Here is a 25,615-nt window from a genome sequence, read left to right as displayed (position 1 = left end):
GATACTATAAAATATCGCCCGTGAGTAAATAGTTATTTAGTGCGAATGACCTATAGGACAGTTCTTCCTGAAGGTATTCTCACTTCGTCGACCATTGCTTGCGTTTTCGCATCTGGTTCAGGAGTCATTAAACTCACTACTACCATCGAAATCAAGCAAACAGGTGCACCAATTAGACCAAATCTTAAATGGTCAATACCAAGAATTGGAGGTTGGCCCATGAATGCAGGAGCTACATAAATTAAATATGCAGTTCCAGCTCCAAGTCCAAGCAACATTCCTGCGATTGCACCTTGTCTAGTTGCTCTCTTCCACCATACTCCAAGAACTAACGGGAAGAATAGTCCTGACATTGCAAAGTCGAATGCCCAGGCTACTGATCCTAATATTCCTGTAAGTCTCATTGATGCGATGTAGGCACCAAAAGCACCTGTCACAACAAGTAGAATACGAGCTACGATTAACCTCTTAGCAACGTCTGCTTTCGGGTCTACTATTTTGTAGTAAACGTCGTGAGACAGAGCGTTAGAAATTGCAAGAATTAATCCATCCGCTGTAGACATTGCTGCAGCCATACCACCGGCAGCAACTAGTCCAGAAATTACGTATGGTAATCCTCCCATTTCAGGTGTAGCTAAAACGATCACATCACCTCTCATGAACCATTCGTTCAATTGAAGTATTCCGTCACCGTTAAAGTCAGCTATGTAAGCTTGTTTTACCGCAATCCATTCTTTAACCCATCCAATAGACTGTACATCAGCAATTGACTTACCAATAATACCAGTTGCTAAGTTTGGATCTAAGATTGAGATTTTAGCAAGTGTCGCTAAAGCTGGTGCTGAGAAGTACAACAAGAAGATAAAGAATAGTGACCAAGCCACTGATCTTCTAGCTGATTTCACACTTGGAGTAGTAAAATATCTCATCAAGATGTGTGGTAAAGAAGCAGTTCCTACCATCATACAAATTGCAAGTGAGATAAATTTCCAAGCAGCCATTCCGCCTTCAGCAACGCCAGAGTGTGACACAGAGATAGATTTTAATCCACCAGGTACACCAGCTGATTTTACTGCTGCAGCAGAGTTTTTAACTAGACCATATTGTTGTTCAAGTTCACCTAATCTAGCAACTTCATCTCCCAACATAAATTGTGGGAAGAATCCGAAACCAAACTTATTTGATAACCAGAATATTGGTAGTAAATAAGCTATGATTAGAACGATATACTGAGCAACTTGAGTCCAAGTTACGGCTCTCATTCCACCTAACATAGAACATAATAAGATACTTACTAATCCTACCCATACACCTAATTCAAAAGGAATTCCTAAGAATCTAGATGCAATTGTACCAGTAGCGTTAATTTGAGCTGTCACGTAAGTGAACGATGCTAATACTAATACTAACACTGCACAGGCTCTAACGAAGTTTCCACCGTATCTAGTTCCGATAAAATCAGGAACTGTATAGCAACCAAACTTTCTTAAGTATGGTGCTAGTAGTGAAGAAACTAGAACGTATCCACCTGTCCATCCAACTAGAAATGCCATATAAGTGTAACCACCGTAGAAGATACCTCCTGCCATTGCTACGAAAGATGCACCTGACATCCAGTCAGCTGCCGTTGCCATTCCGTTAAATACGGTTGGCACTTGTCTTCCTGCAACGTAGTAAGCATCGGCCTGCATTGTTCGTGATAAAATTCCGATCAACGCGTAGATTGCGATGGTAAATACTAAGAATAGGATACCAATTGTTTTCGCTGATACACCATTAGCTTCTAATAGTGCCATCAACAAACAAAATACTAAAAATCCACCAGTATATGTACCGTAGATTTTAGGTAAGTTGTCAATAAAGTTACCTTTAAACATTAGTCGTCCTCCCCATATCCATGCTCTTCGTCAATTTTATTTTGACGGCCAGATGACCAAAAAATTAAAATAACGAACGCACCTAAAGAACCCTGTGCACACATGTAGTATGCTAATGGGTAACCAAGGAACGAAGCATTGTTAAGAGAACTTCCAAACATAAAGATAACGATTGAGAAAAAGAACCATATCGCTAATGTTAAAAACATCAGAGACCTGGTTTTATTCCAATGCGCTTCGGCTTTGTTTGCCATATTTTTTCTCCCTTTGATTGTTAAGTTATAACTTGGGTCCGAATACTACTTACTGAGTGTTAAAAATCTAGTGTAACGTCTTACCAAAAATCATTATTTGGTGGTATATTTTTGCACCGCAAAACTATATATCGTTATAAAATTAAAAAAAAATGAAACTTAAAATTGAAGATATAAAAAAAGGATTTGATGCAACAAAAGAGTACCTTCTTCATCCAATTGCCGCTTTGTTTCAATCAAAAAAAATTTCAAATAATAAAGAATTAGCCCAGTACATAAGAAACGAGTCTGCAAAAGTTGTTCAACAAACATTGTATGAGTATGTGAGAAATAGAATGGGTACACTTTATGTAAAGATGCATGATGATCAAAAATTTATAGACTCTTTAAATATCGCTACGTGGAATATTTACACAGTCGCACTTCAGGACCTTACTTTATATTCACATTCTGTAATTGAAAATCTTTATAAAAAAGAATTTAGTAATTTAGAATTAGAAAATTTTTACAAAGAGATTTTAGATGCTGAAATTGAAAAAGGTTTAAAGCAAGAACTTCTAGATGATAAAATTAAAGAGTTTCATTTAAGATTACAAAGTACTGACTTGAGATCTTTTTTTCAAAACAAACCATTTAAAGAAAGTTCACTTGCTTTGTACTATTGGGCTCCAATAGCAGATGAATTAAAAAAACAGGATCGAAATATTGTTCTTAATTCAATTCATCTTAAGTGGAAAAATATTGAAAAAGAGTTCTCTAAATTATTAAATCTTTAATTTATTTCTGACCATAATCATCAGATAAAGAAACAACTTCTTTATCAGACTCAGTTGATAACTCTAGTTTGTAAGCAAGAAACCATGTGTAACCAACAAAGAAAGCCCAAAATAATATTTGCCATACCCAAATAGAAGGTAAACCAAATGACCAGGTTGAAGGATCATCTGGAATTCCAAACAGGCTATTTCCTATAGAAGCTCCTGGTCCAAATCCAAATAATATTAAAAAGACTCCAAGTGTTAAAGCAGTGACCATTAAATGACGATTAGAGTGGGCGATGCCCGCCTGGTCCTCAATATAATCAAAGTATTTCTGACGATGAACTCGGTCAATTGGGTTTTGTTTTATATAGGTAACTCCAACCACTAGACCTAAATTTACCATTAATGCCCAAATCGATGAATGAATTGTTAGTGGCCATGGCCCCCACGGCAAAAATTTACCTAATATTAAATGACCTGCTGGATCTGTAAGAATTAAAATAAAAAAACTTCCTATCAGTCCTGACAAAACCGCTTCTTTGGTAAACCAGGGTACGTAACAAATGGCAATCAATGGAATTAACATCTGAGCAGCAAGTGAAATAGAAAAACTATTTAATACCCAGATTATCTTATCAGCAAAAGTTACAAGTATTAGGGATACTATAGCTATTAATAGAATAGACAATCTCGTTACCAATATTTCAGATTGAGGCGAAGCTTTAGGGTTAAATATTTTTTTGTATACATCTCTAGAAAAAATACCAGCTGTTGTTGAAATGAATGCGGCTGCTGTTGATTGAAGAACTGCAAATGCGCTTATGACTAAAATTGAAAATAACCATGGTGATGTTTCTTTTATTGTCATGCCGTAATTTGCGAATAAATTTAAATCAAAATTATTTTTTTCAATATTCTCTGATAAAAATTTAGAAACATTTATTCCCACATCATTCACAATTGAATTTGATCCAAGAATATGTGCACTAACGCCTACAAAGGTAACAAAAAATATTAAGATAAAACCTATTAAAAAAGTAGTAACCCAAACTTGTTGACTTGCAAAAGGTTTAGGACTTTCGCTTGAAAAACACCACATCGAAAAAGCAGGTGAACAAAAAATACCAATTGTTGAAACAACAAACCCAAATATTAAAGAGCCAGACCAGTTTATTTTTTCATTTTCTAAATTATAACCAGAGCCAGAATTTATGATTTCAGGAATATAAAATAATGATATTGTATTTGCTTCACCGCTTTCTTTTAATTGAGATAGCTTAGCTAAAGTTTGGTTTAATGACATAAAACCTCCGGATAGATTATAGGAGATAAGACCTAAAATAATTAAACCAAAAATTATGATTATAAATTTGAATGCATTATTATGCGCAACTGAATTAGTCCCGCCCAAACCAACATAAATACAGATGATAAGTCCTATTATCCATGATGAAATCACAGGGCTTAATAAATTTTCTGTAATGATGCTAAGTAGTTTTCCGCTTAAAGACAATTGAAGTCCAACAAATGGAATGATAAAAAAAATTGAGATTAAAATAATGATGTATTGAAATAATTTACTTTTAAAATAGTCGCCATACATTTCTGCCGGAGTAATATAGCCAAACCTTTTACTTAAAACCCACTGTTTCTTCATAAAAAATATACTAACTATTGATGTTATAATTACAGTGAATGCGAGATAGGAACCCATAAAACCTATATCTAGATTTAAACTTGACTGGCTAAAAAAATTTACATTCGTGATCAGGATCGATGTAATTGCAAAAATAAAAATAAAAAAACTTAACTTTCTCTTACCAATTAAAAAGTCAGAAACATTTTGCTCAGAACTTTTAAATTTCCATCCTATTGCAATAGATGCTATCCAAAAAATTGATAAGAACCCAAATATCCAATAATTCATATTAATTACACTTTTATTAGTTTTGATTAATATCTTTTAGTCAAAAAACCAGCAACATATAAACTTTTATTTTGATGAATACAGCATTTCATTATAAATAAGAAGAATGTCCAATAACTTTGATGATTTAGCTAAAATTGCTTTAAATGAGGCTTCGTCTAGAAAACAAAATCTATCTTTGGGTGAGTTAGAAAATAAATTAAAGGAGCTTAACGAAACTATAAGCAAGTATCCTGTCCCAATTTCAAAGTGTGATGCCCAGTTTAATGCGCTATTAGAGCAGAGAGAAAATGTAATGAAAGAAATTACTAAGTTAATGCAAACTCAAAAAGAATATGGAGGGCCCGAAGGCCCTGAACCAACTCGTTATGGAGATTGGGAAAAAAAAGGAATCGTTTCCGATTTTTAACTATCTATTTAATCTATTGTCGACTAAACTTTGTACTACTGAAGGATCAGCTAAAGTCGAAGTATCTCCTAAATTGCTATAATCATTTTCAGCAACTTTTCTTAAAATTCTTCTCATAATTTTACCTGATCTTGTTTTCGGCAAACCCGGGGTAAAATGAATTAAGTCTGGAGTTGCAAGTGGTCCAATATTTTTTCTAACCCATTGCTTTAATTCTTTGATTAATTCATCTGAACCTTCTTCTCCTGCATTAAGTGTAACATAACAATATAGTCCGTTACCTTTAATGTCGTGAGGATAACCCACCACTGCAGCTTCTGCTACTTTTGGATGAGCAACAAATGCACTTTCTATCTCTGCAGTTCCAAGATTGTGACCTGATACAATAATCACATCATCTACTCGACCTGTGATCCAGTAATATCCATCTTTATCTCTTCTACATCCATCACCAGTAAAATACATTCCGTCAACGGTTGAAAAGTATGTATCAATAAATCTTTGATGATCACCATAAACAGTTCTCATTTGACCTGGCCAAGAGTCTTTCATGCAAAGTCTTCCTTCACAAGCTCCTTTCAGTTCGTTTCCTTTATCGTCAACAACAGCTGGCTGAACACCATAAAATGGTTTTGTTGCAGAACCAGGTTTTAAATCTATTGCACCAGGTTGGGCTGAAATTAAAATTCCACCCGTTTCTGTTTGCCACCAAGTATCAACAATTGGACATCGAGAGTCACCAACAACCTTGTGGTACCATAACCAAGCTTCTGGGTTAATAGGTTCTCCAACTGAACCTAAGACTTTTATTGATTTTCTGCTTGCTCTTTTGACTAAATCATCACCTTCACGCATTAGAGATCTAAGAGCAGTTGGTGCAGTATAAAAAATATTTACATTATGTTTGTCACAAACATCCCAGAATCTTCCAGCATCAGGATATGTCGGAACACCTTCAAATACTAAAGTTGTAGCACCATTTGATAGTGGACCATAAACGATATAACTGTGACCAGTTACCCAACCAACATCAGCTGTACACCAATAAACATCTCCGTCTTGATAATTAAAAATATATTTATGCGTCATTGATGCGTAAACAAGATAACCGCCACTTGTATGCATTACACCTTTTGGTTTTCCAGTTGATCCAGAAGTATAAAGAATAAACAATGGATCTTCAGCGTTCATTTCCTCTGGTTCACATTCAGTAGATGCAGTATTTGTAATATCATGATACCAAACATCTCTTCCTTCCTTCATCGTAACATCTGACCCTGTATGTTTTAACACTACGCATTTTTGAACGTCGGGACAATTTTGCAAAGCTTCATCTGTAGTATTTTTAAGAGGAATAGCTTTTGCTCCTCTAACACCTTGATCAGCCGTAATTACAAATTCAGATTTACAATCAATAATTCTACCTGCTAAGGAGTCCGCAGAAAAACCACCAAATACAACCGAGTGAACGGCGCCAATTCTGGCACAAGCTAGCATTGAATACACTGCTTGGGGTACCATTGGCATATAGATTGTTACTCTATCACCTTTTTTAACTCCAATATCTTTTAAGCCATTTGCTAATTTACAAACTTCGTCTTTAAGTTCTTGGTATGTAATTTTACTGTCAACGGTAGGCTCATCACCTTCAAAAATTATCGCTGTATCATTAGCCTTATGAGGTAAATGGCGGTCTATACAGTTATATGATACATTTAAAGTTCCGTCGTAAAACCATTTAATATCAACTTTCTCTTTACTATATGTGACGTCCTTAATTTTAGTATAAGGTTTTATCCAATCTATTCTTTTTCCTTCTTGTGCCCAGAACTCTTCGTTACTTTTAATAGACTCGCTGTATTTTGATTCGTACCCTTTTTTATCTATTAATGCATCTTTTGCCCAAGAGGATGAAACTTTAAAGACTTTTTCACCATTAGTTTTTTTAGTTGATTTATTTTGCGTTTTTTTCTTCTTCGCTTTTTTTACGGATTTCTTTTTTTTATAAACTTTCTTCTTCTTCGCTTTTTTTACGGATTTCTTTTTTTTATAAACTTTCTTCTTCTTCGCTTTTTTTACGGATTTCTTTTTTTTAGAAACTTTCTTCTTCTTTTTCGCCACTGTGCCCCCTTAAATTTTTTTCAAATTTTACCCAACTTACATATTATTTTCCAGCTTTTAGAGTCTATTGGCATTACCGACAGTCGGCTTTGCTTTATCAAAGCTAGGTTAGAAAGCTCTGTGTTTTGCTTGATATTTTCTAAACTTACTGGAGATTTTAATTTTTGTTTAAATTTTAATTGCACCGCAACAAATCTTTTTTCTTTATCCGTTGGATCTATGAAGTGTTCTTTGATGACCTCTACAACTCCAACAATTTCTTTTCCAATATTAGAGTGGTAAAAAAAACATAAGTCACCTTTCTTCATTGCCTTAAGGTTATTTGCTGCTTGATAATTTCTCACGCCATCCCAAACTGTTCCTTTTGATCCTGACTTTTTTTGTTGATCAATTGACCACACATTTGGTTCAGATTTTACTAACCAATAGTTTTTCATAGAATTAAACCTGCACCTTTCATGAATGGCGCTTTTTGATCTAATGGCCATCTTGGTTGTGAAATTATTTTTAGGTTGGGTTTTTTTCCAGCTTCGTAATTTTGTAGTCCTGCCCAGGCAATCATTGCAGCATTATCAGTGCATAAATTTAATGGTGGAAAGTGAGTATTAAATTTTAATGTAGAAGAAACTTGTTTGATCGTCTTTCTTATTGATTGATTTGACGCCACCCCTCCAGCTATGACAAAATTTTTATTTTTAACTTTTTTGTGTTTTTCTAAAAACATTTCGATCGCTTTTGCGCATTTTACTTTTAAAATTTGATTTATTGTTTTTTGAAAAGAAGCCGCTAAATCATATTTATCTTGCTTTGATTTAATGTTTTTAGATGCATGCAGCACTGCAGTTTTTAATCCAGCATAAGACATATTACATCCTGATTTATGCAAAATAGGTTTTGGTAAATCAAAACTATTTTCATTTCCAAATTTTGCAAATGTTTCAATCTTAGGACCACCAGGAAATTCTATTCCTAAAATTTTAGCAGTTTTGTCAAACGCTTCACCTAATGCATCATCTATTGTAGTACCTAATCTTTTATATTTTCCCACTCCTTCAACAGATAAAAACTGCGAGTGTCCGCCAGATATTAACAACAATAAGTATGGAAACTTCATAGGTTTGATTAAACCCATAGTAAGTGCATGGCCCTCAAGATGATTAGTTCCAAAAAAAGGTTTTTTTAAAGCGCTGGCGATCGTTTTACCTGCGGTCATCCCCACCATCAGACAAACTAAAAGTCCTGGACCTGCAGTACAAGCCACACCATCTATTTGATCCATTTTGACTTTACTTTTTGTAATCGCTTTTTTTATAATAAGATCTATTTTTTCAGAGTGGGCTCTTGCTGCTAGCTCAGGTACAACACCACCAAATTTTTTGTGAACTATCTCTTGGCTAGATACAATATTGGACAGTATTTTTACTTTTCCATTTTTTGACTTTTTCACTAATGCGGCGGCTGTTTCATCACAACTGGTTTCTATGCCTAAAAAAATTAAATCCTTTTTCATTAACTAAGCTTGTTATTTGAATTTTGTCTTGATTAGAACAATTTACATGTATATTTCAAAATTAACATGGATGTATTTAACAAATTTTTTGCCCTTTTAACTGATGTTTGGAAAGAGGGTGTGTCTGGAGCGAGTTTTACAGATATAGTAATCGCTTTATTTGTTTTTTTTATTTTTCTTCTTTTAAGAAGCTTTGTTTCAAGATTTATTGTTAAAAAAATTGAAATTTATGTGTCTAAAAGCACAAATAATTTTGATAATAGTTTGACCACTTCTCTTGAGGGCCCAATAAAATTTTTTCCTGTTGTATTTGGTTTTTTCTTCGCGTCTACTTTTTTAAACCTTGATGGTAGATCTGCAATCTTCATAGAAAACTTGAATAGATCATTAGTCACAATATTAATTTTTTGGTTTATTCATCAGTTAATTTACCCTGCTTCATTATTAATTAAGAGTATTGAAGAAATTCTTTCTAGAGATTTGCTAAATTGGATTTTAAGAGCGCTTAAAGTTTTAATAGTAATTTTAGGTTTTGCAGCAACGTTAGAAATTTGGGGCATTAAAATTGGTCCAATTATTGCCGGTCTTGGATTATTTGGTGTTGCTGTTGCACTTGGTGCTCAAGATTTGTTTAAAAATCTAATTTCAGGAATTTTAGTTCTAGTTGAAAAACGTTTTAAAGTTGGTGACTGGATTGTAGTTGAGGGAATAATAGAGGGCATAGTTGAAAATATCGGTTTTAGATCAACAGTTATTAGAAAGTTTGATAAATCTTTAGCTACAATTCCAAATTTTCAGTTTGCAGAAAAAGCAGTCATTAATCAAACTGAAACAACCAATCGTAGAATCGATTGGCTGATAGGTCTTGAATACAAAACAACTTCTGAACAGTTAGAAAAAGTAAGAAACAATATTTTAAAATATATTGAAAATAGTTCCGACTTTTTAATATCTACCAAAACTCCACACGCAGTAAATTTAAACCAATTCTCTGCAAGCTCTATAGATATAATGGTCAGATGTTACACTCAAACAAATAGCTATTATGAGTGGTTAAAAGTGAAAGATAAGTTCATAATAGAAATTAAAAAAATTGTTGAGGATGCCGGAGCTTCTTTTGCCTTTCCATCTCAATCTATTTATGTTGAGAAATTTGATAAATGAATTCACTAATTATTTTAATTGATAATATTATTTATCTTTACTCGATTGTTTTAATTGTAAATATCGTTTTATCTTGGCTTACCACATTTGATATTATTAACATTAGCAACAGATTTGTTTATGCAGTTTTAGAAGCTAGTTATAAACTTACAGATCCTTTGCTAAATCCAATTCGTCGTGTGATGCCAAATATAGGTGGGCTAGACTTTTCTCCAGTAATATTATTTTTATTATTAGGATTTTTAAGAAACCTTTTAAGAGAATATGGACTAGGACTGCTATGATAATTGATGGAAAAAAAGTTGCAGAAGAATTAAGAGCAAAAATTAAATCAGATATAAACAAGTTAACAGGTAATCAAAAACCTGGATTAACTGTAATACTCATAGGCGAAGATGCTGCGAGTCAAATATATGTAAAAAATAAAGAAAAGTTTGCAAATGAAGTAGGAATTAATTCTACTGTTATAAGATTTAAAAGTAGTATTTCCGAAGAAGATTTGAAAAATCAAATTAGAAAATTGAACAATGATAATAATGTTCATGGTATTTTAGTTCAATTACCCTTGCCAAAACATATTAATCAAAGAGACATCATTGAAACTATAGATCCTAAAAAAGATGTAGATGGTTTTCATCCAATTAATGTTGGAAATTTGTCATCAGGTAATGACGCATTAGTGCCGTGTACACCGCTTGGCTGTTATTATTTAATTAAAAAAGTCGTACCTAATCTTAGTGGTTTAAATGCTGTTGTTATTGGAAGGTCTAATATTAATGGAAAACCAATGACACAATTACTATTAAAGGAAAATTGTACAGTGACTATCGTTCATTCTAAAACTAAAAATATTGAAGAAATTTGCTGTAGAGCTGACTTAATTATTGCTGCCGTTGGAATACCAAAAATGGTTAAAAGCAATTGGATTAAAAAGGATGCTGTTATTATTGATGTGGGGATTAATAGAATTGAGGTTGATGGCAAAAATAAAATTGTAGGTGATGTTGATTTTGACGAGGTGCAAAATAAAGTAAAAGCTATAACGCCAGTTCCCGGTGGAGTTGGACCTATGACAATTGCATGTTTATTAGAAAATACCTTGAAAGCTTTTAATAAAATTTCGGGGAACGCTCCTCAATAGAGGAGCCCCCTTTATTGTATAGTCTTTCGACCGAATTCATTTAGAAAAATGAATTCATTTTAAGTATTTCAACTTAAAGTATACGGTAAATAAAACCGTTTCTTTAAATTTCAGGTGGTGACATAAACACCTCCTCCAATAATTACTTAATCATCATTTTTTTTTAAACTCAAATTAGCTTAATTTTTTCTTTTATAAAAAAAAATGAAATAAATTCATAAGCATAATAAATATTTAATACTCAACCATTTGTTGCACAGTGAGTTTATTAAGTATTTTTGCGGTTAATTTTTTTAAATCTAAAAATTAAAATTAAATATTTGAATTTTCAGTAACTTAAAATTCTTTTAATTAAATATTAAAGGTTTATTATGTTGTTAATTTTTTTTATAAATCTTCTCTACTCACATTAGTCTTTAACATTTTACTTTTTCTTAGTTTCAAGACTACGATTGCAATAGCAAGCAATAATATTGCACCAGACTCAAAGATTAGTACTGACGCATCAATATCTTTTTTTTGTAAAATAATTAAACGAGCTAATGCAGTAATCGCTATGAATAAAGGATAAGTAAGCCTAATAGATTGATTACTCCAGTAGTTACCGACCATACCCATGACCTCTAAATAAATGAAAAGCAATAGTAAATCAGCTAACTGAATAGTTTGAACTTTATACATTTGAATAATTTCAAGAGTAAATGCTAAAGATGTAGCAACCAAAACTATAGCTGCACCTGCTAACTGAATTCTTCTTATGAAATCTTTCATTTATTTCCTTAATAACTTACAGTGTTTCTTTATAAAATTCTCTACATTTTTTTTGTTAAAAGTTTTGTTTTCCTCAAAACTTACTTTTTTTAGAGAGTATAAAGGGCTTTTTGAAATTCTTGATATAATTGAAATATTACCTTTGTAGAGCTTAAGTTTAATTTTTCCCTTTATCTTCGACCTTTTCTTGTCGATTATTTTTTGAATTTTGAATCTTTCTTTTGAATACCAATAACCATTATAAATTAATTCTGCGTATCTTGGCATCAGCTCATCATTTTTGTGCATAGTTTCTTTATCAAGATTTACTGATTGGATAGCTCTATTTGCAAACAATAATACTGTACCGCCTGGTGTTTCATAGACGCCTCGAGATTTTATACCAATGAATCTATTTTCGACCAAATCAACTCTTCCAATTCCATTTTTGCCAGCAATATTATTTAATTTATCCAAAAGTTTTGCTGGTGACATTTTTTTATTATTTAAACTTATTGGATCACCATTTTTATACTCCAGAGTAATAAAGGTTGGTCTATTAGGTGCTTTTTCTGGAGATACCGTTCTTTGAAAAATATATTCAGGAGCAGCTTTTTTTGGATCTTCTAAAACTTTTCCTTCAGTGGATGTATGCAATAAATTATCGTCAACAGAAAAGGGTGGAGCACCTTTTTTATCCTTAGGAACGATAATCCCATTTTTTTTTGCGTATTTTATTAATGCTGTTCTTGAATTTAGATTCCAATTTCTCCATGGTGCTATAACTTTTATATTCGGACCAAAGTAATAGTAACCTAACTCAAATCTTACTTGATCATTCCCTTTTCCAGTTGCTCCATGAGAAACAGCTTGAGCGCCAAATTTTTTTGCAATTTCTATCTGTCTTCTTGCAATTAATGGTCTGGCAATAGATGTGCCTAACAAATATATTCCTTCGTAAAGTGCATTACCTCTTATCATTGGAAATACATAGTCTTTTACAAATTTTTCTTTTAAATCCTCTATAATAATTTTTTTTACGCCTAATTTTTTAGCATTTGTATAAATTGCTTTTCGATTAATTTCTTGTCCTAGGTCTGAGGTATAACAAATAACTTCTGCTTTATATTTATCTTGTAGCCATTTAAGAATTACTGAGGTGTCTAACCCACCTGAATATGCGAGTACTATCTTTTTTATCTTTTTCATCTATTGATTTTTGCAGTTTTTTCTTGCTGCATTATATGCATCAGTAAATCCCATCATAGAATATGTATCTCTGGTTTTGTTACCTCGTGATGATACGCCTATAACTTGAGCTTTATTTGCTTTTTTCATTGCTCTTATCATTTTTAGCTCGTCATCTAAACTTGTCATCCAAGCAAATTTCCCTTTTGTATTAAACTTAAATTGGGCGTTACCAACATTAACATTAACACCACTTTTCTTTCTAAAAGGATATCCATTGGTAATGCTAATCTCATTTGAAACACCGTCATTTGGTCTAAAAGTTACAAATATTCTACTTTCAGCTCGATTTAGATTTGCAGGGGACATTTTAGTCGGCATTGTCACTGCAAAACAAATTTTATTTTTTCCTTCTCCAGAAAACTGACTTTCCCACATTTTAAATTTCTTTTGAATTTTAATCTGAGCACTTAAGTTGCTTGTAAAAAAAAATGAGAGCAAAAATACTGTTAGAATTTTTTTTATGGACATGGGTTTGAATATATTAATTGTACCTCGTTTATAGCTTGAATTACTTCATCATCAAGTTTGATTTCGTGGCTTTTTAAATTATTTTCTAATTGATCCATTTTCGTAGCTCCAATTATAACTGAAGTTACAAATGGTTGAATTTCACAAAATTTTATAGCCATCTGACATACATCTAGATTAAATCTTTTTGCAATTTTTATGTACTCTTTTATTGCCGGTTCAGAGTTAGGTGTTCTGTATCTTGGGTATCTATCTCCGAAAAGTTTTAATCTAGTTCCGTCTGGTAATTTTCCATCTAAATATTTTCCACTTAGTGTTCCACTTGCTAGAGGGGAATAAGCTAGTAAGCCTACATTTTCTCTAATTGAAATTTCTGAAATTCCAACTTCATAACTTCTATTTAAAAGATTATAGGGATTTTGAACTGAAACTATTTTTTCTAAATTTTTCATTTCTGCAGTTTTAATAAATTCAAAAGTTCCCCAGGCAGTTTCATTAGAAAGACCGATAGTTTTAATTTTTCCCTCATTAACAAAATCGGTCAGACAATCCAATGTTTCAAGAATTGGAGTGACATCATTTGAATCTTTATGATGATATTCTAAACCTGAAAAAACATTTAATGGTCGATCTGGCCAATGTAATTGATATAGATCGATGTAATCTGTATCAAGATTTTTAAGAGATCTATCTAAAGCAAATTGTATTTGTTTTTTATTTAACCTTGTTTCTTCTCCATTATCCCGAAACCAATCCATATTCGATCGTCCTACAATCTTATCTGCAATGACCAACCTATCTCTATTTTTCTTTTTATTAATCCACTTTGAAATAATTCTACTTGTTTCACCTTGGGTGTTAGCACTGGGAGGAATTGGATATAATTCTGCAGTATCAAAAAAATTTACACCATAATCAAAAGCCATATCCATTTGTTGGAAAGCTTCATCTTGGTTATTTTGCTCTCCCCAAGTCATAGTTCCAAGACATATTGAACTAACTTTGATATTAGAATGCCCTAATTTTTTATACAGCATTAAAAATGTTTACCCCATGATCAAACAATTATAAATAAAAATTCTAATGTCTGAACAAATTGCCATTTTAATTCAAATAATTCTTATAGATTTAGTTTTGGCTGCAGATAACGCTATTATAATTGGTATGCTCGCATCTAAATTTGATGCAAATATTAGAAAAAAAATATTTTTTTGGGGTATTACTGCTGCTGTTGTTTTAAGAATAATTTTTACATTATTAACTGCGTATCTTTTACAAATAAGTGGACTAAAATTAGTCGGAGGATTAGTTTTATTGTGGGTTGTCTATAAGCTATATAAAGATGTAATTCAGAAAGAAGAAAAAAAAGAAGTTAACATAAACCCAAAAAACAAATCTTTAATAAGTGCAATTGGTACAATTGCTTTGGCAGATGTTAGTTTAAGTCTAGATAATGTTCTTGGCGTAGCTGGTGCCGCCAAACATCATTATGATCTTTTAATATTTGGTTTAGTGTTATCTATTATCCTTATGGCAACAATGGCAAATGCAGTTTCGAAACTAATAAATAAGTATGCTTGGATTGCTTGGCTTGGTTTGATTGCCATTTTATATGTTGCAATAGATTTAATTTACTCTGACTTAAAAACATTGATTTAAGGGGTTTTTGACACCTTGAAATTGTCACAAAATTTTCTCATATATATGTTAAATTTATAAATAAAATTAAAAGGAGATTATGAATTTAAAAGATAGAATGGCCAGAGTTCAATCATCTGCAACGGTTGCAAATGATAGTGTTCATGAAGGTCTAAGAAGTTACATGCTAAAAGTTTATAACTTTATGGCATCTGGTGTGTTGTTAACTGGTTTTGTTGCACTAGGTTTATTTAAGTTTTCTGTAGTGACTGATCAAGCCGGTAACATTGTAGGACTAACGTCTTTAGGAAATGCAATTTACTCATCAGCTTTAATGTGGGTTATAGCACTTGCGCCATTGGGCATTGTTTTTTACATGAGTTTTGGAATTAACAAAATGAGTGCACAAAGAGCTCAAACAGTTTTTTGGATTTTTGCAGCTTTAATGGGAGCGTCTTTATCATCAATATTTTTGCAATACACTGGCGCTAGTATCTCAAGAGTGTTTTTTATTACAGCAGGTACTTTTGGAGCTATGAGTTTGTACGGTTACACAACTAAAAAAGATTTAACTGGTTGGGGCTCGTTTTTATTAATGGGATTAATAGGAATATTAATTGCTTCATTAGTAAATATTTTTTTAAAATCATCAGCTGTTTACTTTGTTGTTTCGGTTTTAGGTGTTTTAATTTTTGTAGGCTTGACAGCATATGACACTCAAAAAATTAAAAATATGTATTTTGAGAGTGATAGTACAGAAGTTTCATCAAAAAAAGCTGTTATGGGCGCCTTAACATTATATCTAGATTTCATTAATTTATTTATAATGTTGTTAAGACTTTTTGGTCAAAGAAGATAAGTTTTTAAAAACCCTAGTTCTAATAATAATGTTAGACTAGGGTTTTTTATTTGAGCATTTTTTTGAACAATACTTAACGTTCACCCAGTTTTTTTCCCATTTTTTTCTCCAAGTAAAAGCTCGGTTGCAAGTTTTACAAATTTTTTCTGGAAGGTGTTCTTTCTTTTTCACTTAATTAAGCGAATATTTCTTTTGTACAAAACTGAGATGATATTCTTAATTTCATCAGAATATTTAATAACTTTGCCATACTGATCTTTTAATTGATATTTTTGTCCAACTTTACTTTTTAAACTTTTTATAATTTGGAACAAAGGTTTCTCAGTTGCTTTTCTATAAATATCAAAACCTACAATGTTTTTATTTATAAAAATTGCATAATCTTTCCATTCCCCTTTTGAGACCATGGCTCCATATATATTTAAAATTTCTCCTAATTCTTTTTTGTTAAAAAAAATTTCTTCTTTAAAATTTTTGTTTTTTATTAATTTAAACATTTACTTTATATTTTTTAATTAGATTGATTTGAAATATCATAAATATAAACGTGATTGGAATTATACCAAATACTTTAAATTTAACCCAAAAGTCCTCTGTTTGGGTTCTCCAAACAATCTCATTTAGGAAAGCTAAAAAAATAAAGAAAATCATCCATCTTTTATTTAGCAACTCCCAGCCCCTTTCTTCAAGCTGGATAGAACTTTCCAATAAAGATTTTAGTAAATTTTTTTTAAGAAAAAAGCTTCCACAAAATAAAACAGATGCAAAAAGTAAATTCACAATTGTTGGCTTCATATAAAAAAATATTTTATTATCAAAATACAGAGTTAATCCACCAAACAAGGAGACTATCACTGCACTGATAATTGGAACTTTAGGAATTTTTTTTTCGACAAAATACAATATTCCAGTTGCTACTATTGTAGCTATTATTAGTGGCAGTATTGCCTCAGTCATCCCAAATTTTTTGTAATAAATAAAAAAAATTAATAACGGACCAAAGTCTGCTATAAACTTTAAGGTTGATTTATTCATGTGTAAAAAAATTTTATTATTATTTATTGTTCTATGTTTTCAGACTTCGCAGTGTATTTCAAGAGAATATAATTACGAGGCTTATGGTTTAAATTTAAATTTCTTAAATTTAAAGTTAAATATAAAGGATGGAAAGATTTATTCTATAATTCATAGCAAAGGTCTAGCCGGTCACTTTTTTAGTTTTGAAAATATAATTCAGACAACATATGATAAAAACAATTTAGAATATTATTTTAATTTAAAAAAAAAAAATAAAGAAAAAATTTACCAATTTAAAGTTAAAAATGGTGATATTGACCTGAGTAATATTAATCTTAATAAAGGTAAAAATTACAAATCAATAAAAAAAATAGATTTAAGAAATGTATTAGATCCATTAACAGCTGTAAGTGAAATTCTTTATAGTAATAAAATAGATGCTAAATGTAATTTTAAAAATAGAATATATGATGGCGATGATGTGTACGAAATATTTTTAACACCTAAAGAAAAAAATAAATCAAAAATTAAATTTAATAAAAAAGAATATAAAATTATTTTTGTTTGTAGACTAAATTATAAAGCAATCTCAGGACATAAATTAAAAAGAGAAAAAAAATTGAATTCAAGGTATTTAGATATTTATTTTTCAAAATTTAAAAATAATGTATTGCCAACCTACTTTGAGGCAAAATCAAAAATTATTCCCGTGAAAATGTATTTATCAACAGTTTTAAACCCTTGATTTATGAGTAATGATAATTAACTATTAAATACTAATGAAAAATAAAATTCCTCAAAAAGCAAAATTTTCTATTGGAGAAGTTGTAAGACACCGCTTGTTTGAATTTAGAGGCATTATCTACGATGTAGACTTTGAGTTTAATAATTCAGAAGAATGGTATCAATCTATACCAAAAGATGTGAGACCAAGAAAGGATCAGCCATTCTACCATATCTTGGCAGAAAATGATGAAATCACTTATGAAGCTTACGTATCTGAACAAAATTTAGTCTTAGACGATAGAAACGAGCCAGTTGGCCATCCATTGGTGAAAGAGATCTTTAATGGACAAGGAAAAGACGGTCTGTATCTTAGATCCACAAATTAATATTCGCCTAAAATAAAACACTTTTTCTTCAGCAATCAGACATTTTCCTAATCTAAATCAATATTCATAGTCCAGTTTGAAGTTTTTCCCATTCTCCCTCTTCAAACTGGACAGACTAACACATACCAAAATAAATTATTTTCTTTAGTTTTTGCGAAATGTTTAAATATTTAAACACCAAAAACTTTAAAAGCTTTCATGACCATTATCTTTTTTGGGTAAAAATTTTTTTTCTCACTCTAGTAATATTTGGTTTGATACTATCCCTCTTTTTATCTCCTGCAGATTATTTGCAAGGAGATACGGTAAGGATCATGTATGTCCATGTGCCAGCATCTTGGTTGGCTTTACAAATTTATGCAGTGATGTGTGTTTGCAGTTTTATTGCATTAATTTTTAAAAATAGAGTTTTTACAATAATAACAAAAAGTATTGCGCCTATTGGTTTTACTTTTTCATTAATATCACTTTTTACCGGATCAATTTGGGGCCAGCCGACTTGGGGCACTTTTTGGACATGGGACGCAAGATTAACTTCAATGCTTATTTTAGTAATATTTTATATTGCATATATTCTTTCTTGGAAAATAATTACAAATTTTCATTTAGCAGAAAAATTATCATCTATTATTGCATTAATTGGTTTGGCTAATCTACCAATTATTAAATTTTCTGTAGATTGGTGGAATACTCTGCATCAGCCTGCAACAATTAAACTTACAGAAAGTTCTACAATTCATTCATCAATGCTTACTCCTCTTATAGTCATGTTTTTGTCTTTTCTCGCGTTCTCAGTAATTGTTTTTTTAATTAGATTTAAACTTGAAAGTTTAAATCTTAGAATTCATTCAAAAAGATAATGAACAATAAAACAAAACAAAGATTAAGTTTTTTCTTAGTATCAGCCATTGCCTTCATAATAATTGGTAAATTTATTTATGAGTCATTATCAAAAAATACAGTTTATTTTTTTTCTCCAAGCGAGTTATATATTTCCACAGAGTTACCAAATGGATTAATTCGTATAGGTGGAATGGTAAAAAAGGGTTCTTTAATTAAAGAAGGTAACAAGTATTCTTTTATTATCACAGATTTTAAAAATGATATTTCAGTAAATTATATAGGTATCAAACCCAATCTATTTGAAGAGGGTCAGGGTGCAGTTGTTGAAGGAAAATTAAGCACAAGAAATAGCTTAATGGCATCAAAAATATTAGCTAAGCATGATGAAAATTATATGCCGAAAGAAGTTGCCGATGCATTAAAAAAATCTGGTGATTGGAACAAAAATTATGGCAAGTAATTTTGCTAATGGAGTATTAATATTAAGTATTTTTTTCTCTTTTTTAAGCAATTTATTTTTTTTTCAAAAAAAATTTAATTTATCAATTAGATTATTTAATTTTTCTTCAATTTTAATTATTTTTACTTTTCTCTTGCTAATTTATTTTTTTTACTCATCAAATTTTAGTATTGCAGCAGTTTATGAAAATTCACATACATTAAAGCCAATCTTTTATAAAATAGCTGGGACCTGGGGAAATCACGAAGGAAGTTTATTGCTTTTTATAGTTATTATTGCTGTTTACGGTTCTTTATTTTCTATTTTTTTTAACAAAGCAGAAAGTGAGAAATTCAAATCATGGGTAATTTTTTTTCAAAATAATTTATTTTTAATTTTTTTAATTTTTTTAATTACCACATCCAATCCTTTTGACATGATTATTCCTAGACCCATAGAAGGATTGGGTTTAAACCCTATACTTCAAGACCCTTTATTAGTAATTCATCCTCCATTTTTGTATTTAGGCTATGTTGGTTTCTCTTTAACTCTTAGTTTGGTTTTATCTGGTTTAGTAAATAAAAATTTAAATTCAAATTGGGCAATTATTAGCTGGCCATGGGTAATGATAGCGTGGGTATTTTTAACTATTGGAATTACTTTAGGATCAGTATGGGCATATTATGAACTTGGTTGGGGTGGATATTGGTTTTGGGATCCTGTTGAAAATGCATCTTTAATGCCATGGTTAGCGGGCACAGCACTAATTCATTCTATGCTAGTTTTAAAACTAAAGAATCAAATGAAAAGTTGGACAAGTTTATTGGCCATAATTACTTTTTCTTTGAGTTTATTAGGTACGTTTCTAGTGAGGTCAGGAGTGCTCAATTCAGTACATGCATTTGCTAACGATCCAGATCGTGGTGTTTTTATATTGATGATAATATTTATAATTACACTTTCGTCTTTAATAATTCACATTCTTTGTTCAGAAAAAAATAAACCAATTACTAATTATTTTTTATCAAAAGAAAGTTTTGTGAATTTAAATAATCTTTTTTTGTTGTTTTTTCTTTTTGTAGTTTTGTTAGGTACAATTTATCCGATAATTTTATCTATTTTTGATCAAACAATCTCTGTTGGACCAGTATATTACAACACTATACTCGCACCATTTGTTTTTATATTTTTAGTTCTTATGTCCATCGGACCATTGTTAAAATGGTCTAATAAAATCAAACTACAAGCTTTATACATTTATATTTATATTTTTATTTTATGTTTGGTTTTATCTATAATCATAATTGTATTATCAAATAGCTATGATTTGATTTTATTTTTAGGGATAGCCTCATCATTATTCTTAATATTTTCGATTTTGGGCGAAATTTATAAAGGTAGTATTAGAGTTAAGCCTTTTTATTTGCCGAGGCTTTTGTCACATATGGGCGTAGGTATATTTTTCTTATCTATTTTTCTTAACTCTTATTATTCTTACACAAAAGACTTTGAAATAAAAATTAATGAAACAAAAAGTTTTGATAATTTATCTTTAAAATTTGTTGATCAAAGTATTAGCAAAATAGAAAATTATTTAGAAATGAAAACTAAATTTGAAATCAGAAGTGGGAAAGAAGTATTTAATTTAGAACCCTCTGTTAGAAAGTATTTTCAACCAAATCAAATTACCTCTGAGACAAGTATAAAACCAACTTTTTTTTCTAATTATTATTTAGCTATTAATTTTCCAGATTCTCAAAGTGTAATTTTAGGCGCGAGATACTATTATAACTATTTAATTCATGGCATTTGGCTTGGCTTGTTGTTAATTATTTTTGGAGGTTTTTTAAGTGTATTTAAAAAAAGGATTTAAAATATTAAGCTTAATATTAGCTTCAATAATTATTTTTTATTTTTTTTATTATTCTTTATTTAAAGAAAAAAAATTTAATCCAAAAGTTTTGATTGGTAGTCAAATACCAAATTTGCAATCTAAAACATTGTACAAAAATAAAGTTTTGTCGCTTGCAAATATTGTTAGTAATGAAAAGTTTGTTGTTAACATTTTTGCATCCTGGTGTGCACCTTGCAAAATTGAGCATCCTGTTTTGATGCAATTAAAAAATAGTAAAATTAAGATTATTGGTATTAATTACAAGGATAATCAAAAAAATGCCAAAGCATTTATTGAAAAGTATCAAAACCCTTTTGAAAAAGTTTTAATTGATAGCGATGGCGCTTTATCAATTCAACTTGGTGCGTTTGGAGTTCCAGAAACATTTTTAGTTGATAAAAATTTTAAAATTATTGCAAAGCATATTGGTCCAATTGACAATAATTTTGTTAAAAAGGTTATAAATTTAAAATGAAATTTTTTTTAGTTTTTATTATTTCTTGGTTTAGTATTGCATATGCTAATGAGGTTCAGGATAGAACAAATTCAATTACTAAAAATTTACGCTGCCTTGTGTGCGAAGGACAATCAGTTTATGAGTCTAATTCAGATTTTGCGAAAGATATAAAAACCTTTATTGCAAAAAAGATAAAAGAAAAGAATACTGATGAAGATATTTATGAATTTTTGATATCAAAATATGGAGAAGAAATAATATTAAATCCTGATTTTTCTAAAAAATTTATATTTCTTTGGATAGCTCCCATCTTCTTCTTTTTAATAGGTATTTTCTTTATTTTTAGGAGATCAAATGAAATTAGATAAATGTTGTCATATTTATATTTACAAAAAAACTGATTTAGAGCAAAAAAAAAGAAAAGTTTGTAAAAAGTGTGGTTTTATTGATTATAAAAATCCTAAAATTGTAGCTGGGTCCTTAGTTGTTAAAAATAAAAAAATTTTATTATGTAGAAGAGCAATTGAGCCTAGTTATGGAAAATGGACTTTCCCATCTGGATATCTAGATGCAAGCGAAACTCCGGAAGAAGGAGCAATTAGAGAAGCAAAAGAAGAAGTAAATATTAGAATAAAATTAAAAAAATTATTCATTATTTTTACTGTTCGAAAAAAAAATTTAATTCAATTTGTATTTTTGGCTGATCACGTAAATAAAACTTACAAACCTGGCATTGAAACTCTCGAGGCAAAATATTTTAGTTTTGATGAGATACCATGGAAACATCTAGCTTTTCCTAGCGTAGCTTATGCTATTAAAAAATATAAAAAATTGCCTAAAAATTTGCCGATTTTTCACACTTTTGACAAAGATTAGGTCTTTTAATTCAACCTTGAATAATATAGTTACCATTTAATGAAGAAATTATTTCTATCAGGACTATTTGTTTTATTAACTTCATCAGCTTTTGCTAAGGGATTGGCACTATCAACTGGTGTTTTAGATTATAGTGATGATAAGAAAAAAGCTGGATTTTTAGAAGGTACTTATAGTTTTGGAGAAGATAAAGCATTTGAAACTTCTATTGGTAAATTAGTACCAATTACTGGCGCTATGTTAACAGGAGATAATGCTTCAATGGTTTATGCAGGTTACAAAATTGACTATAAAATTGGAAATTTTTTAATTAGCCCAAGTTTTACTCCAGGATATTATGATGAAGGGGATGGAAAAGATTTAGGCCATAACATTGAATTTAAGTCTCAAATCAATCTTGGTTGGAATTTTGGAGACAAAAGTAATTTTGGATTATCATATAGCCATATTTCTAATGCTAGTATAGGTGATAAAAATCCTGGTGCTAATAATATCGCATTCACTTTTTACACACAGTATTAACTTTTAGATATGAAGTTAAACGATTGTCATAACGTAGATGATTTTCGTAAACTTGCTAAAAAAAAATTACCCTCTCCCATCTTTCATTATATTGATGGTGGTGCTGACGATGAGAGTACCTTAAAGAGAAATACAGATTCTTTTAACAAATGTGACTTAGTTCCAAATGTTTTAACTGATGTGAGTAATGTTGATACTTCAACAACAGTACTGGGCCAGAAAATTGATTTTCCATTATTTCTTTCACCAACAGCTATGCATCAAATGTACCATCATGAAGGAGAACAAGCGACTGCAAGAGCTGCAGAGAAATTTGGAACTTTCTTTAGTTTGTCAACAATGGGAACAAAAAGTATTGAAGAAGTTTCAAATATTTCAGGTGGCCCAAAAATGTTTCAATTATATATTCATAAGGACCAAGGTCTTACAGATAATTTGATAGAACGTTGTCAACGATCTGGGTTTAAAGCTATGTGTTTAACCGTTGATACTATTGTAGCGGGCAATAGAGAAAGAGATCATCGTACTGGATTTACAACACCACCAAAACTTACCTTAGAAAGCTTGTTTAGTTTTGCTACTCATCCAGAGTGGAGTCTAAGATATTTGATGGGTCCAAAGTTTAAGTTAGCAAATATTTCTCACTTAACTAAAAAAGGATCGAGTATTGAAATATCAATTATGGATTATATTAATTCTCAATTTGATACGACAATGAATTGGAAGCATGCAGAGTATGCTGCAAAAAAATGGAATGGACCATTTGCTTTAAAAGGAGTTATGTCTGTTGAAGATGCTAAAAGAGCAATTGATATTGGAGCAACCGCAATTATGATTTCAAATCATGGAGGCAGACAGCTAGATGGTTCACGTGCACCATTTGATCAACTAGAGACTCTAGTTGAAGCTGTTGGAGATAAAATCGAAATAATTCTAGATGGTGGAATTAGAAGAGGCACTCATGTTTTAAAAGCTCTGGCTCTCGGAGCAAAAGCATGCTCTATTGGGAAAGCATATTTATATGCATTAGGCGCTGGAGGTCAGCCAGGTGTCGAAAGAGTTTTGCAAAAAATGAAAGATGAAATTACTAGAGGGATGACGTTAATGGGAACACGTAATGTTAATGAATTAACCAAAGACAAGATTGCATATAGATAATGAAGATAGCTGATAATTTTTCAAGATTAGGTACTGAGAATGCTTTTGTTATCTTGGCAAAAGCAAAAAAATTAGAAAGCGAAGGAAGAGAAATTATAAATTTAGGTATTGGGCAACCTGATTTTTTAACCCCAAAACATATTGTAGAGGCAGGAAAAAAAGCATTAGACGATGGGCATCACGGATATACACCCGCTAACGGAACACAAGAACTAAGAGATGGTGTAAGCAGGCATATAAAAAAAATGTATGGTGCTGAAATAGACTCAGCAAGAGTTTTTATTGCGCCTGGTGGAAAACCTTCAATGTATTTTGCGATTATGATGTTTGGACAACCTGGTACAGAAATTATTTATCCAGAGCCAGGGTTTCCAATTTATGAGTCGGTAATTAATTATACAGGTGCAAAAGCAATTCCTATGTATTTATCTGAGAAGAAAAATTTTTCATTTAATGCAGATGAAGTACTTTCGCTAATAAATGATAAAACAAGATTGCTGATAATAAATAATCCGCAAAATCCAACAGGGGGGCTTATTGATAAAAATGAAATTGATAAGCTTGTGCAAGGATTAAAAAAATACCCTGAAGTTGCAATATTGAGCGATGAAATTTACTCAAGACAAATTTATGATGGAAAAAAGATGCCGTCATTTTTTTACTATCCTGAACTCTATGATCGTTTAATTGTTATGGATGGTTGGAGCAAAACTTACGCAATGACGGGATGGAGATTGGGTTGGAGTGTGTGGCCAGAAAGCCTAATTGATAAAGTTACTAGAATGGCAATCAATAGCTATTCATGTGTGTCCGCTGCTAATCAAGTTGCAGCATTAGCAGCTCTAGAGGGACCTCATGATTTTCTAGATGATATGATGGAAAAATTTGATAAGCGTCGAGAGTTAATTGTAAATGGATTAAATAGCTTACCTGGCATTAAATGTAATAATCCAGGGGGAGCTTTTTATACATTTCCTAATGTGAGTGAAACTGGGATGAGTGGAGATACTTTTGCTGAAAAATGCTTATATGATGCAGGCGTAGCGTTAGTTCCAGGTACTAGTTTTGGTAAATCATGCACAAATTTTGTAAGATTTAGCTTTGCAAATTCGTATGAAAATATTGAAAAAGCATTGGAGAAAATAAAAAAAATTCTCTAATATATAA

At 30.9% G+C, this 25,615-nt stretch carries 31 protein-coding genes; 18 read left to right on the top strand and 13 right to left on the bottom strand.

Translation table 11 applies throughout. The annotated features are described in order from the left end of the window. Positions 1-50 precede the first annotated feature (50 nt). Together ACTTAQ_RS01185 and ACTTAQ_RS01180 are read right to left on the bottom strand one after the other, a co-directional pair. Entirely contained in the window at positions 51-1,877 is a 1,827-nt protein-coding gene (locus ACTTAQ_RS01185) for a sodium:solute symporter family protein (RefSeq protein ID WP_440694817.1), read from the bottom strand. Continuing rightward, positions 1,877-2,131, bottom strand: a complete 255-nt coding sequence (locus tag ACTTAQ_RS01180; protein ID WP_009373137.1) for a DUF4212 domain-containing protein — start codon at positions 2,129-2,131, stop codon at positions 1,877-1,879. The genes ACTTAQ_RS01185 and ACTTAQ_RS01180 overlap by 1 nt, the downstream gene beginning before the upstream one ends. Before the next feature lie 152 nt (positions 2,132-2,283). Here ACTTAQ_RS01180 and ACTTAQ_RS01175 point away from each other — a divergent pair, with 152 nt between their 5' ends. Next, positions 2,284-2,907 carry an esterase gene (locus tag ACTTAQ_RS01175; protein ID WP_440694814.1) on the top strand — a complete coding sequence of 208 codons (624 nt, stop codon included), beginning with the start codon at positions 2,284-2,286 and terminating at the stop codon, positions 2,905-2,907. Between the two features lies 1 nt (position 2,908). On the opposite strand, the gene ACTTAQ_RS01170 is transcribed toward ACTTAQ_RS01175, so the two are convergent. Continuing rightward, positions 2,909-4,819, bottom strand: a complete 1,911-nt coding sequence (locus ACTTAQ_RS01170; RefSeq protein ID WP_440694813.1) for a sodium:solute symporter family protein — start codon at positions 4,817-4,819, stop codon at positions 2,909-2,911. Between the two features lie 106 nt (positions 4,820-4,925). Between ACTTAQ_RS01170 and ACTTAQ_RS01165 the strand changes: the two genes are divergently transcribed. Continuing rightward, positions 4,926-5,228, top strand: coding sequence for a DUF1674 domain-containing protein (locus ACTTAQ_RS01165; protein ID WP_440694811.1), 303 nt, complete (start codon positions 4,926-4,928; stop codon positions 5,226-5,228). Here ACTTAQ_RS01165 and acs read toward each other — a convergent pair whose 3' ends face one another. Genes acs through tsaD form a run of 3 tightly spaced genes read right to left on the bottom strand, consistent with a single transcriptional unit; the run spans position 5,229 to position 8,859 of the window. Continuing rightward, positions 5,229-7,349, bottom strand: coding sequence for an acetate--CoA ligase (gene acs, locus ACTTAQ_RS01160; RefSeq protein WP_440694809.1), 2,121 nt, complete (start codon positions 7,347-7,349; stop codon positions 5,229-5,231). A 20-nt stretch (positions 7,350-7,369) separates the two neighbouring features. Then, entirely contained in the window at positions 7,370-7,786 is a 417-nt protein-coding gene (locus tag ACTTAQ_RS01155; RefSeq protein ID WP_440694807.1) for an EVE domain-containing protein, read from the bottom strand. Continuing rightward, complete coding sequence (tsaD, locus tag ACTTAQ_RS01150; RefSeq protein ID WP_440694805.1) at positions 7,783-8,859, bottom strand: tRNA (adenosine(37)-N6)-threonylcarbamoyltransferase complex transferase subunit TsaD; 1,077 nt, start codon at positions 8,857-8,859, stop codon at positions 7,783-7,785. Before tsaD ends, ACTTAQ_RS01155 begins: the two co-directional genes overlap by 4 nt. Positions 8,860-8,925: 66 nt before the next feature. On the opposite strand from tsaD, the gene ACTTAQ_RS01145 reads away from it, so the two are divergent. From ACTTAQ_RS01145 to ACTTAQ_RS01135, 3 genes are read left to right on the top strand one after another with little or no spacing between them, the layout of a single operon-like run. After that, a complete protein-coding gene (locus ACTTAQ_RS01145) occupies positions 8,926-10,023 on the top strand; it encodes a mechanosensitive ion channel family protein (protein ID WP_440694804.1) in 1,098 nt (365 codons plus the stop codon). After that, a complete protein-coding gene (locus ACTTAQ_RS01140; RefSeq protein ID WP_009373147.1) occupies positions 10,020-10,307 on the top strand; it encodes a YggT family protein in 288 nt (95 codons plus the stop codon). The genes ACTTAQ_RS01145 and ACTTAQ_RS01140 overlap by 4 nt, the downstream gene beginning before the upstream one ends. Next, complete coding sequence (locus tag ACTTAQ_RS01135; RefSeq protein WP_440694801.1) at positions 10,304-11,164, top strand: bifunctional 5,10-methylenetetrahydrofolate dehydrogenase/5,10-methenyltetrahydrofolate cyclohydrolase; 861 nt, start codon at positions 10,304-10,306, stop codon at positions 11,162-11,164. Before ACTTAQ_RS01140 ends, ACTTAQ_RS01135 begins: the two co-directional genes overlap by 4 nt. A gap of 387 nt (positions 11,165-11,551) precedes the next feature. Here the strand turns inward: ACTTAQ_RS01135 and ACTTAQ_RS01130 are convergent, their stop codons facing one another. The 4 genes from ACTTAQ_RS01130 to ACTTAQ_RS01115 are packed head-to-tail and all read right to left on the bottom strand — an operon-like array spanning position 11,552 to position 14,670. Next, entirely contained in the window at positions 11,552-11,935 is a 384-nt protein-coding gene (locus tag ACTTAQ_RS01130; protein WP_440694799.1) for a phosphate-starvation-inducible protein PsiE, read from the bottom strand. Beyond that, positions 11,936-13,123, bottom strand: coding sequence for an argininosuccinate synthase (locus tag ACTTAQ_RS01125; protein ID WP_440694797.1), 1,188 nt, complete (start codon positions 13,121-13,123; stop codon positions 11,936-11,938). It lies immediately after the preceding gene. Next, complete coding sequence (locus ACTTAQ_RS01120; RefSeq protein WP_440694795.1) at positions 13,124-13,633, bottom strand: invasion associated locus B family protein; 510 nt, start codon at positions 13,631-13,633, stop codon at positions 13,124-13,126. Next, complete coding sequence (locus ACTTAQ_RS01115; protein WP_440694794.1) at positions 13,624-14,670, bottom strand: aldo/keto reductase; 1,047 nt, start codon at positions 14,668-14,670, stop codon at positions 13,624-13,626. The genes ACTTAQ_RS01120 and ACTTAQ_RS01115 overlap by 10 nt, the downstream gene beginning before the upstream one ends. Positions 14,671-14,716: 46 nt before the next feature. Between ACTTAQ_RS01115 and ACTTAQ_RS01110 the strand changes: the two genes are divergently transcribed. Together ACTTAQ_RS01110 and ACTTAQ_RS01105 are read left to right on the top strand one after the other, a co-directional pair. After that, positions 14,717-15,292, top strand: coding sequence for a YjbE family putative metal transport protein (locus ACTTAQ_RS01110; RefSeq protein WP_440694792.1), 576 nt, complete (start codon positions 14,717-14,719; stop codon positions 15,290-15,292). Positions 15,293-15,371: 79 nt separating this feature from the next. Continuing rightward, positions 15,372-16,130, top strand: a complete 759-nt coding sequence (locus tag ACTTAQ_RS01105; RefSeq protein WP_440694790.1) for a Bax inhibitor-1/YccA family protein — start codon at positions 15,372-15,374, stop codon at positions 16,128-16,130. Positions 16,131-16,166: 36 nt separating this feature from the next. On the opposite strand, the gene ACTTAQ_RS01100 is transcribed toward ACTTAQ_RS01105, so the two are convergent. The 3 genes from ACTTAQ_RS01100 to ACTTAQ_RS01090 are packed head-to-tail and all read right to left on the bottom strand — an operon-like array spanning position 16,167 to position 17,165. Continuing rightward, a complete protein-coding gene (locus ACTTAQ_RS01100; RefSeq protein ID WP_440694788.1) occupies positions 16,167-16,301 on the bottom strand; it encodes a DUF2256 domain-containing protein in 135 nt (44 codons plus the stop codon). Next, positions 16,298-16,627, bottom strand: a complete 330-nt coding sequence (locus ACTTAQ_RS01095) for a DUF2794 domain-containing protein (RefSeq protein ID WP_009373163.1) — start codon at positions 16,625-16,627, stop codon at positions 16,298-16,300. Before ACTTAQ_RS01095 ends, ACTTAQ_RS01100 begins: the two co-directional genes overlap by 4 nt. Next, positions 16,620-17,165, bottom strand: coding sequence for a septation protein A (locus tag ACTTAQ_RS01090; RefSeq protein ID WP_440694787.1), 546 nt, complete (start codon positions 17,163-17,165; stop codon positions 16,620-16,622). The genes ACTTAQ_RS01095 and ACTTAQ_RS01090 overlap by 8 nt, the downstream gene beginning before the upstream one ends. Between ACTTAQ_RS01090 and ACTTAQ_RS01085 the strand changes: the two genes are divergently transcribed. The 11 genes from ACTTAQ_RS01085 (at position 17,164) to ACTTAQ_RS01035 (ending at position 25,608) form a co-directional block, all read left to right on the top strand. After that, positions 17,164-17,892: a DUF3108 domain-containing protein gene (locus ACTTAQ_RS01085; RefSeq protein WP_440694785.1), complete on the top strand. Its 729-nt coding sequence runs from the start codon at positions 17,164-17,166 to the stop codon at positions 17,890-17,892. The two genes, ACTTAQ_RS01090 and ACTTAQ_RS01085, sit on opposite strands and share 2 nt — an antisense overlap. 34 nt (positions 17,893-17,926) lie before the next feature. Further along, positions 17,927-18,259 carry a heat shock protein HspQ gene (gene hspQ, locus ACTTAQ_RS01080; RefSeq protein ID WP_009373166.1) on the top strand — a complete coding sequence of 111 codons (333 nt, stop codon included), beginning with the start codon at positions 17,927-17,929 and terminating at the stop codon, positions 18,257-18,259. Positions 18,260-18,417: 158 nt separating this feature from the next. Continuing rightward, positions 18,418-19,119, top strand: a complete 702-nt coding sequence (locus tag ACTTAQ_RS01075; RefSeq protein WP_440694783.1) for a heme ABC transporter permease — start codon at positions 18,418-18,420, stop codon at positions 19,117-19,119. Beyond that, positions 19,119-19,562 carry a cytochrome c maturation protein CcmE gene (gene ccmE, locus ACTTAQ_RS01070; RefSeq protein WP_440694781.1) on the top strand — a complete coding sequence of 148 codons (444 nt, stop codon included), beginning with the start codon at positions 19,119-19,121 and terminating at the stop codon, positions 19,560-19,562. The genes ACTTAQ_RS01075 and ccmE overlap by 1 nt, the downstream gene beginning before the upstream one ends. Then, complete coding sequence (locus ACTTAQ_RS01065; RefSeq protein ID WP_440694779.1) at positions 19,552-21,414, top strand: heme lyase CcmF/NrfE family subunit; 1,863 nt, start codon at positions 19,552-19,554, stop codon at positions 21,412-21,414. Before ccmE ends, ACTTAQ_RS01065 begins: the two co-directional genes overlap by 11 nt. Continuing rightward, a complete protein-coding gene (locus ACTTAQ_RS01060; protein WP_440694777.1) occupies positions 21,392-21,910 on the top strand; it encodes a redoxin family protein in 519 nt (172 codons plus the stop codon). The genes ACTTAQ_RS01065 and ACTTAQ_RS01060 overlap by 23 nt, the downstream gene beginning before the upstream one ends. Then, the gene (locus tag ACTTAQ_RS01055) at positions 21,907-22,260 is read left to right on the top strand and encodes a cytochrome c-type biogenesis protein (RefSeq protein ID WP_440694775.1); all 354 of its coding nucleotides are present in this window, start codon (positions 21,907-21,909) and stop codon (positions 22,258-22,260) included. Before ACTTAQ_RS01060 ends, ACTTAQ_RS01055 begins: the two co-directional genes overlap by 4 nt. Next, the gene (locus ACTTAQ_RS01050) at positions 22,247-22,768 is read left to right on the top strand and encodes an NUDIX domain-containing protein (RefSeq protein ID WP_440694773.1); all 522 of its coding nucleotides are present in this window, start codon (positions 22,247-22,249) and stop codon (positions 22,766-22,768) included. The genes ACTTAQ_RS01055 and ACTTAQ_RS01050 overlap by 14 nt, the downstream gene beginning before the upstream one ends. A 39-nt stretch (positions 22,769-22,807) precedes the next feature. After that, positions 22,808-23,290, top strand: a complete 483-nt coding sequence (locus ACTTAQ_RS01045) for an acyloxyacyl hydrolase (protein ID WP_440694771.1) — start codon at positions 22,808-22,810, stop codon at positions 23,288-23,290. Positions 23,291-23,299: 9 nt separating this feature from the next. After that, complete coding sequence (locus tag ACTTAQ_RS01040) at positions 23,300-24,448, top strand: alpha-hydroxy acid oxidase (protein WP_440694769.1); 1,149 nt, start codon at positions 23,300-23,302, stop codon at positions 24,446-24,448. Beyond that, on the top strand, positions 24,448-25,608 hold the full coding sequence (locus ACTTAQ_RS01035) for a pyridoxal phosphate-dependent aminotransferase (RefSeq protein ID WP_440694768.1): 1,161 nt from the start codon (positions 24,448-24,450) through the stop codon (positions 25,606-25,608). The genes ACTTAQ_RS01040 and ACTTAQ_RS01035 overlap by 1 nt, the downstream gene beginning before the upstream one ends. The last annotated feature ends 7 nt before the right edge of the window (positions 25,609-25,615 follow it).

This window comes from Candidatus Pelagibacter sp. HIMB109, assembly GCF_052048155.1.
GTDB lineage: Bacteria > Pseudomonadota > Alphaproteobacteria > Pelagibacterales > Pelagibacteraceae > HIMB114.
Note: the sequence above shows the minus strand (reverse complement) of the source record. Positions and strands in the feature narration are given on the sequence as shown.

Bases quoted from the DNA above. Each gene is read 5' to 3' on its own strand.
- ACTTAQ_RS01185 (WP_440694817.1), bottom strand. From the start codon at position 1,877: ATGTTTAAAGGTAACTTTATTGACAACTTACCTAAAATCTACGGTACA.
- ACTTAQ_RS01180 (WP_009373137.1), bottom strand. From the start codon at position 2,131: ATGGCAAACAAAGCCGAAGCGCATTGGAATAAAACCAGGTCTCTGATG.
- ACTTAQ_RS01175 (WP_440694814.1), top strand. From the start codon at position 2,284: ATGAAACTTAAAATTGAAGATATAAAAAAAGGATTTGATGCAACAAAA.
- ACTTAQ_RS01170 (WP_440694813.1), bottom strand. From the start codon at position 4,819: ATGAATTATTGGATATTTGGGTTCTTATCAATTTTTTGGATAGCATCT.
- ACTTAQ_RS01165 (WP_440694811.1), top strand. From the start codon at position 4,926: ATGTCCAATAACTTTGATGATTTAGCTAAAATTGCTTTAAATGAGGCT.
- ACTTAQ_RS01155 (WP_440694807.1), bottom strand. From the start codon at position 7,786: ATGAAAAACTATTGGTTAGTAAAATCTGAACCAAATGTGTGGTCAATT.
- tsaD (WP_440694805.1), bottom strand. From the start codon at position 8,859: ATGAAAAAGGATTTAATTTTTTTAGGCATAGAAACCAGTTGTGATGAA.
- ACTTAQ_RS01145 (WP_440694804.1), top strand. From the start codon at position 8,926: ATGGATGTATTTAACAAATTTTTTGCCCTTTTAACTGATGTTTGGAAA.
- ACTTAQ_RS01140 (WP_009373147.1), top strand. From the start codon at position 10,020: ATGAATTCACTAATTATTTTAATTGATAATATTATTTATCTTTACTCG.
- ACTTAQ_RS01135 (WP_440694801.1), top strand. From the start codon at position 10,304: ATGATAATTGATGGAAAAAAAGTTGCAGAAGAATTAAGAGCAAAAATT.
- ACTTAQ_RS01130 (WP_440694799.1), bottom strand. From the start codon at position 11,935: ATGAAAGATTTCATAAGAAGAATTCAGTTAGCAGGTGCAGCTATAGTT.
- ACTTAQ_RS01125 (WP_440694797.1), bottom strand. From the start codon at position 13,123: ATGAAAAAGATAAAAAAGATAGTACTCGCATATTCAGGTGGGTTAGAC.
- ACTTAQ_RS01120 (WP_440694795.1), bottom strand. From the start codon at position 13,633: ATGTCCATAAAAAAAATTCTAACAGTATTTTTGCTCTCATTTTTTTTT.
- ACTTAQ_RS01115 (WP_440694794.1), bottom strand. From the start codon at position 14,670: ATGCTGTATAAAAAATTAGGGCATTCTAATATCAAAGTTAGTTCAATA.
- ACTTAQ_RS01110 (WP_440694792.1), top strand. From the start codon at position 14,717: ATGTCTGAACAAATTGCCATTTTAATTCAAATAATTCTTATAGATTTA.
- ACTTAQ_RS01105 (WP_440694790.1), top strand. From the start codon at position 15,372: ATGAATTTAAAAGATAGAATGGCCAGAGTTCAATCATCTGCAACGGTT.
- ACTTAQ_RS01095 (WP_009373163.1), bottom strand. From the start codon at position 16,627: ATGTTTAAATTAATAAAAAACAAAAATTTTAAAGAAGAAATTTTTTTT.
- ACTTAQ_RS01085 (WP_440694785.1), top strand. From the start codon at position 17,164: ATGTGTAAAAAAATTTTATTATTATTTATTGTTCTATGTTTTCAGACT.
- ACTTAQ_RS01090 (WP_440694787.1), bottom strand. From the start codon at position 17,165: ATGAATAAATCAACCTTAAAGTTTATAGCAGACTTTGGTCCGTTATTA.
- hspQ (WP_009373166.1), top strand. From the start codon at position 17,927: ATGAAAAATAAAATTCCTCAAAAAGCAAAATTTTCTATTGGAGAAGTT.
- ACTTAQ_RS01075 (WP_440694783.1), top strand. From the start codon at position 18,418: ATGTTTAAATATTTAAACACCAAAAACTTTAAAAGCTTTCATGACCAT.
- ccmE (WP_440694781.1), top strand. From the start codon at position 19,119: ATGAACAATAAAACAAAACAAAGATTAAGTTTTTTCTTAGTATCAGCC.
- ACTTAQ_RS01065 (WP_440694779.1), top strand. From the start codon at position 19,552: ATGGCAAGTAATTTTGCTAATGGAGTATTAATATTAAGTATTTTTTTC.
- ACTTAQ_RS01055 (WP_440694775.1), top strand. From the start codon at position 21,907: ATGAAATTTTTTTTAGTTTTTATTATTTCTTGGTTTAGTATTGCATAT.
- ACTTAQ_RS01050 (WP_440694773.1), top strand. From the start codon at position 22,247: ATGAAATTAGATAAATGTTGTCATATTTATATTTACAAAAAAACTGAT.
- ACTTAQ_RS01045 (WP_440694771.1), top strand. From the start codon at position 22,808: ATGAAGAAATTATTTCTATCAGGACTATTTGTTTTATTAACTTCATCA.
- ACTTAQ_RS01040 (WP_440694769.1), top strand. From the start codon at position 23,300: ATGAAGTTAAACGATTGTCATAACGTAGATGATTTTCGTAAACTTGCT.
- ACTTAQ_RS01035 (WP_440694768.1), top strand. From the start codon at position 24,448: ATGAAGATAGCTGATAATTTTTCAAGATTAGGTACTGAGAATGCTTTT.